The sequence below is a fragment of the Pedococcus sp. genome (assembly GCF_036554925.1).
Lineage (GTDB): Bacteria > Actinomycetota > Actinomycetes > Actinomycetales > Dermatophilaceae > Pedococcus_A.
This window is the reverse complement of record NZ_DATBMI010000029.1, coordinates 1-4975: the sequence shown is the minus strand read 5'-3', so window position 1 is coordinate 4975 and position 4975 is coordinate 1. Positions and strand designations below refer to the sequence as shown.

The window sequence follows — 4975 nt, the reverse complement described above, 5'->3', positions numbered from 1 at the left end:
GAGGGGCCAGAATGGTGGATTGCCCGGCGAGAGGTGGTGGCCACGGAGCCGGGGTTGCCCTCGGATCCGGACTCGCGTGCCCGAGGCGCACCTCAGACACAGTGTTCAAAGATACCGCCTGCCCAGTGGCCCACCAAATCGTCTGGCCTCCCTCGGGCGGGCCTGCTGCGGCAGCCGGCCCCCTCCCGGCCCACGCCCCGGCCGGCCGGCGCGGGCAGCCGTGACGGAGGAGTGGCCCGGCGGGCGCTGCTACCGTTTCAGCGCACGCCAACGACCACCCCTGGAGGGCTCCCGTGAAACTGTTGCTCGAGCGGGGGCGTCCTCTGCTGGTGCAGTTCACGAAGTTCGGGCTCGTGGGCGCGATGGGCTTCGTCGTGGACGTCGGCGGGTTCAACCTGCTGCGCTACGCGGGAGGGGCGGGGCCGCTGTACGACTACCCGCTCAGCGCCAAGGTGGTGTCGGCGGTGGCGGCCACGGCCGTGTCCTGGCTGGGTAACCGCTACTGGACCTTCCGGCACACCCGCCGCAAGGCCGCGCACCACGAGTTCCTGCTCTTCAGCGTCATGGCGACGATCGGCACCGGGATCGCCATGGCCTGCCTGTGGTTCTCCCACTACGTGCTCGACCTGCGCTCCCCCCTTGCGGACAACATCTCGGCCAACGGCATCGGACTCGCGCTGGCGATGGCGTTCCGCTTCTGGGCCTACCGCCGCCACGTCTTCAGCGAGGACAACGACGGAAGTGCCCTGGCCGAGGCGGCCGAGCCGTCCCACCGGCAGGAGGCGCGGGCCGGCGTCAGCGGCCCTTCCTGATCTGCCCCCGCCGCAACCACATCCGCAGCGTCAGCCGGATCATCTCGAAGCCGAGCGAGAGCGTCTTCCCCAGCTCCCCGGTGACGGAGGAGACCCCCACCCGTGGGTGGTAGTTGACCGGGACCTGAACCATGCGGGCACGCATGATGACGCTGATGAGCAGCATCTCCAGGCCGTAGGCGGACCCATCGAGCCGGGACCTGTCCAGAATGGCCCGGGCCTGCTCGCGGGTCATCACCCGGAACGTGCAGCCGACGTCGCTCAGGTAGGAGGTGTTGTAGAGGACCTCGATCTTCTTGGCGACAGCCCAGTTGCCCCACCGGAGGAACCAGCCCATGTTCGCGCCGTCCCAGATGAAGTTGGAGACGGTCCGCGACCCCAGGACGATGTCGCACTCCGGCATGAAGGCGAGCAGCTTGACGAGGTCCTCCGGGTTGAACGTCCCATCGGGCTCGCAGACGGCAACCAGGTCGGTGTCCGCCTCGCGGAGGCCCCGCTTGATGGCCGCGCCGTAGCCCTGGGTGGTCTCGATGACCTCGCGGGCACCGGTCGTGGCCACCTCCTCGGACGTCCCCTCAGCCGCGTTGTTGTTGACGACGATGACCTCGTCCACCTCGGGGAGCACCTCGAACCGCCTGACGCAGTCGGCGATGCTGTCCTTCTCGTTGTACGTGGGGAGCACGACCGCGAGCGACTTACCGTGCCACATGGGCACCTCCCTCCGCCGGTACGGCCACGACCAGCATCTGCCCCGCCAAGGGCTTGAACGGCGAGCGCAGGTACCACGGAACGAGGAAGGTCAGCCCCGAACCGCGTGACTTCAGCGTGAGGGGGAGGAACCGCGCCATCACCGTCTCGATCGACCAGCCCTCTGACACGAGGTAGTCCTGCAGGGACTGGTCGGTGAAGATCGCGACGTGCGTGAAGTCGTCGAAGTAGCGCCCGGGGTTCAGCCTGAAGTTGGGCTGCATGAGGATCAGCCGCCCGCCGTCACGCAGGACCCGTCGGGCCTCACCGAGCAGTCGCGAGCTGGCCGGGCGCTCGAGGTGCTCGAGCAGGTTCGAGGCGAAGACGACGTCGAACGAGCCGCTCTCGAACGCGCTCAGGTCCGTGCAGTCGCCGACGACGGGGGTGACGTGCGGCGCGGCTGCCTTCGTCACCGTCGCGTCGAGGTCCATGGCGACGACACGGGCGGCCTTGACGTTGTTCGCGAAGTCGCACCAGCCGGCCCCGAGCTCGAGGACCGTGTCCTGCGGCCGGATCCAGCGTTGGAGGTAGGCGCACAGATGCGTCCAGACCTTGACCCGGTTGGCGTTCGGTGGGAGCCGGGTCTCGAAGTAGCCCGGTGCGTAGACACCCGACGTCACCCCTCCGTCCGTGCCTGCAGACGTGGGACGTCCTTCGCCTTCGCGGGATTCGTTTGGCCTCGACACGCCGACGAACCTAGCAGTGAGCACCTCCCCCGGTGTGACGTCGCGCGCGCGGCCGCCCCGGGCCGGGCCCTCCGTATACTCACAGCGCCCGCCCACCCGCCCACCCGGCCGGCGGCAGGGGCCGGTGGGCGCCGAGAGAGTTGGGAGACACGTGGCGACCATGCACGCCGACCCGCGGACCTCCCGCGCCGAGGGCGGACCGGGACGTTCTCCGTCCGACGTGGTCGGCGTCCTGGCTCCCCTCGCCGCCGGTGCCGCCCTCATCGCGTTTGCCGTGTCGACCGGCCTGCCGGCCGATGCGGCGGCCCGCGCCACCGCAGCCGTCCTGGTCGTCCAGGTGCTGCCCGGCGCGCTGTGCTGGCGCGCCGTTCGCCCGCGAAACGGCTGGCTCGTCGAGGACGTCGCGATGGGCTTCGCCATCGGTTCGGTCCTGGCCATCGGGGCGCAGGTCGTTGCGGGACTCACCCGCACGCCCGCGCTCTCCGCCGCCCTGCCGCTCGGGATCGGCGCGGCACTCCTGGCCGTGCCCGGGTCACGACGACGGATCGTCGGGGCCCGGTCGGGGTCGGTGCCGTGGTGGTGGGGTGTGGTCGTGGGGCTGTCCTCGCTGACCGCGCTCCCCCAGCTGGTCGGCTACGTCAGCCGCAACCGGCCGGAGTGGCCGCCTGGTGTCTGGGTGCCCCACATCGACGTGTACCTGCACCAGGCGATCGCGGCACAGCTCATGCACCGGGGGCCGGTCAGCTGGCCCACGGTGGCCGGCGAGGACCTGGGGTACCACTGGTTCGCCCACGCCTGGATCGCCCAGACCGCCGTCGTGTCGGGCACCGAGCTCGAGGAGGTCATCACGCGCTTCATGCCCGTGCTGATGCCGGTCGTCGTGGCCCTCGCTGCGGGCACGGCCGCCCTGCGGCTCTCCGGTCGAGCGGTCACCGGCGCGATCGCGGCGGCCCTGACCATGGTGGGCGGCGGCCTCAACGTCTTCGGGAAGTACAGCCCGGGGTACCCGGTGGAGCCGATGTCGCCCACCCTCGCCCTGGGGGCGCCGGCGCTGGTCGCCCTCGTGGTGGTCCTGGCGCTGCGCTGGCGCGCAGAGCTGCTGTCCGGTGCGTACGTGCTGGTGCCGCTGCTGGCCGTGGCGGCGGCCGGCACCAAGGGCTCCACCTCGCCGCTGGTGGTCGCCGGGCTGGGCGTCGCCGTGGTCGCCATGGTCCTGTGGAACCGCCGCCTCGTGCTGCCGGTCCTGGTCGACATGGCAGTGGTCGCCGGCTGCCTCGTCCTGACGGTCGTGGCCGTCTTCCACGGGTCCAGCGCCGGCCTGGCCCTCGGCCTGCCCGAGGCAGCACAGCAGACTGCCGTGGGCCGCTGGCTCGGTGCGGTGCCCACCGGCGTGCTCCAGGCGATGGCGATCGTGGTGACGGTGCTGTGGCTGCTCGCGCGCTCCGTCGCCGTCTACGCGCTCCCGTTCTTCCGCAGTGCGCGACGTGACCCGCTGACCTGGGTGCTGGTGGGTGCCAGCCTGGCTGGGGCAGCCGCGGTCGGGGTCTTCTCGCACCCCGGCGTGAGCCAGCTCTACTTCGCCCTGACCGCCATCCCGATCATGGCGATCGGCTCGGCGCTCGGCCTGGTGGCCCTCGGGGAGCATCTCGGCAGGTCCGTCATGACCAGGCTCGCGGCGATCGGTGCGGTCGGTGGCGTGCTGCTCGCCTTCCTCGGCGAGTGGGTCAACGGCGAGCTCATGCCCGGCGAGGTGGACAAGGCCTGGTCCATGCTGGCGATCGGCGCGGCCGTGGCAGCCGTAGGGGCGGTGGCCGGGGCGCTGGCCGTGGGGCGCAGGGCGCCACGCGCCGTGGGGGCTGCCACTGCCGTGGCGCTCCTGACATTGGCGGGTGGTGTCGCCGTCTTCGCCGAGTCGTCCGCGGAGCCGGTGCGCACCAACTGGGGACCCTACGAGCGGATCACCGCGCTGCTCGCCACCACGCAGGCGCAGGTCGACGCCGCGCGGTGGATCCGCGACCACTCCGAGGTCGACGACCTGGTCATGACGAACCGGCACTGCACCACACCGCGCGAGCCGGTGGGTGGCTGCGACAGCCGAAGGTGGCTCGTCACCGCGTTCTCGGAGCGCCAGTCGCTGGTCGAGGGGTGGACCGCGACGCCACGCGCCACGCGCATCGCACCGAAGGGCCGCGACTCGATCACCGTGGACTACTGGAAGCCCGAGATCCTGCGACTCAACGACGGCTTCATCGCCAACCCCACGGCTGAGGCGGCGGAACGCCTGCGGGACCTCGGCGTGCGGTGGGTCTACGTCGACCACACGCGGCCCCACGCCGCAACGCTCGAGCCCTTCGCCAGCCTGCGGTACAGCAACAGGGACGCCGACGTCTACGAGCTCGTGCCGTAGCGCACCACGGCCACCCCGACGTCGAGCGCCACCCCTCCCGCGGCGGCCCCATGCCGGGCTGCGGGGCATGGACAGCTCTGGAACCATGGCCCGCGACGAAGAGGGGACCCATGGACGACGACGTCTGGCTGGTGCCGCACACGCACTGGGACCGCGAGTGGTACGAGCCGTTCCAGCGGTTCCGCCTCCGCCTGGTCGACCTGATGGACGACGTGACGGCGCGGGGGCTGGCCGAGCCCGGGTTCCGCTTCACGCTCGACGGCCAGATGGCCGCGGTCGAGGACTACCTCGAGGTCCGGCCGGAGCGGCGCGGGACGATCCGG

At 71.5% G+C, this 4975-nt stretch carries 5 protein-coding genes; 3 read left to right on the top strand and 2 right to left on the bottom strand.

What is annotated here, in order from left to right:
* Window positions 1–329: 329 nt before the first annotated feature.
* Window positions 330–812, top strand: a complete 483-nt coding sequence (locus tag VIB11_RS02080) for a GtrA family protein (protein ID WP_332027891.1) — start codon at window positions 330–332, stop codon at window positions 810–812.
* Here the strand turns inward: VIB11_RS02080 and VIB11_RS02075 are convergent.
* Entirely contained in the window at window positions 796–1521 is a 726-nt protein-coding gene (locus VIB11_RS02075; protein ID WP_332027889.1) for a glycosyltransferase family 2 protein, read from the bottom strand. The two genes, VIB11_RS02080 and VIB11_RS02075, sit on opposite strands and share 17 nt — an antisense overlap.
* Window positions 1508–2179 (bottom strand): class I SAM-dependent methyltransferase, encoded by a 672-nt coding sequence (locus tag VIB11_RS02070; RefSeq protein ID WP_332027887.1) that lies wholly within the window; start codon window positions 2177–2179, stop codon window positions 1508–1510. Before VIB11_RS02070 ends, VIB11_RS02075 begins: the two co-directional genes overlap by 14 nt.
* Window positions 2180–2396: 217 nt before the next feature.
* On the opposite strand from VIB11_RS02070, the gene VIB11_RS02065 reads away from it, so the two are divergent.
* Both VIB11_RS02065 and VIB11_RS02060 read left to right on the top strand, forming a co-directional pair.
* Window positions 2397–4652 (top strand): hypothetical protein, encoded by a 2256-nt coding sequence (locus VIB11_RS02065; RefSeq protein WP_332027885.1) that lies wholly within the window; start codon window positions 2397–2399, stop codon window positions 4650–4652.
* Between the two features lie 110 nt (window positions 4653–4762).
* Window positions 4763–4975, top strand: a 213-nt coding sequence (locus tag VIB11_RS02060; protein ID WP_332027883.1) for a hypothetical protein, incomplete at its 3' end; no start/stop codon positions are given.